This window comes from Sphingomonas antarctica (assembly GCF_965137005.1).
Taxonomy (GTDB): domain Bacteria; phylum Pseudomonadota; class Alphaproteobacteria; order Sphingomonadales; family Sphingomonadaceae; genus Sphingomonas_O; species Sphingomonas_O antarctica.
This window is the reverse complement of record NZ_CBCRXM010000039.1, coordinates 1-1,361: the sequence shown is the minus strand read 5'-3', so window position 1 is coordinate 1,361 and position 1,361 is coordinate 1. Positions and strand designations below refer to the sequence as shown.

Sequence of the window (1,361 nt, the reverse complement as noted above, 5' to 3'; positions counted from 1 at the left end):
GATCGTGTCCCACAGCGTGGTGTAGGTTCGCGGTCTCGCCGCTTGGATCTCCGGCTTGGCCGGGTTGATCATGCTGCCATGGATGACAACGTGACGATGGGATCATCGCTCATTTGCGACACACTTTCCAGTGTCATGTATCGGGCGCGCTGGACGGCCCATTCGTCGTTCTGTTCGGCCAGGATGGCGCCGACGAGGCGGGTGATGGCGTCCTCGTTGGGAAAGATGCCGACGACATTGGTTCGCCGCTTGATCTCGCCATTTAGGCGCTCGATCGGATTGGTGCTGTGCAGCTTGGTGCGATGCAGCGCAGGGAAGTTCATATACGCGAGCACGTCCTCCTCGGCGGTATCCATGAGGGTTGCCAGCCTGGGCACCTTGGGCCTGAGCTGGTCGGCCACCTTGCGCCACTGGACGCTGGCGGCCTCGGGCGTCTCCTGGGCGAATGCGGTACCAATGAAGGCCGAGACGACGCGGCGACCGCTTTTGCCGGCGTGTGCCTGGGCATTGCGGGAGAAGTGGACGCGGCAGCGTTGCCATGCGGCGCTGAAGACGCGGGAGACGGAAGCCTTGATGCCCTCATGGGCATCCGAGATGATGAGCTTCACGCCGCGCAAGCCGCGGCGTGCGAGGCTGCGCAGGAAATCGGTCCAGAAGGTCTCGGCCTCCGACGCGCCGATCGCCATGCCAAGCACCTCGCGGCGACCATCGCTGTTCACGCCGACCGCGATGGTGACCGCGACCGAGACGATGCGGCCGTTCTGGCGGACCTTGAGGTAAGTGGCGTCGATCCACACGTACGGCCAGTCGCCCTCGATCGGGCGACCGAGGAACGCCTTCACGCGGACATCGATCTCTTCGCACAGCCGGCTGACCTGGCTTTTCGAGATGCCGCTCATTCCCATCGCTTTGACGAGATCATCGACCGACCGCGTCGAGATTCCTTGGATATACGCCTCCTGCACGACGGCGGTCAGCGCCTTTTCGGCAAGGCGTCGGGGCTCAAGAAAGCCGGGGAAGTAGCTGCCTTTCCTGAGCTTGGGGATGCGCAGTTCGACAGTGCCGGCACGGGTCTCCCAGTCGCGCTCCCGGTAACCGTTGCGCTGGGCGAGCCGCTCGTCGCTCTTCTCTCCATAGCCAGCGCCCGTCAGGCCGCCCACCTCGAGGGCCATCAGCCGCTGCGCGGCAAAGCCGATCATCTCGCGCAAAAAGTCAGCGTCAGCGCTCTTTCCCACAAGCGCCTGCAGGTTCATCGTATCGTCGGTCATCGGTGATCTCCGTTGGTTGGATGTTGCAACCCAAACCTAACCGAAGATCGCCGATGGCCAACCGCGACCTACACCACCACCTGGGACACGACC

General features: G+C 63.6%; 1 protein-coding gene. It reads right to left on the bottom strand.

The window, feature by feature from the left end:
- Positions 1 to 68: 68 nt before the first annotated feature.
- Positions 69 to 1,268 carry an IS256 family transposase gene (locus ACM9ME_RS15360; protein WP_415644333.1) on the bottom strand — a complete coding sequence of 400 codons (1,200 nt, stop codon included), beginning with the start codon at positions 1,266 to 1,268 and terminating at the stop codon, positions 69 to 71.
- Between the last annotated feature and the right edge of the window lie 93 nt (positions 1,269 to 1,361).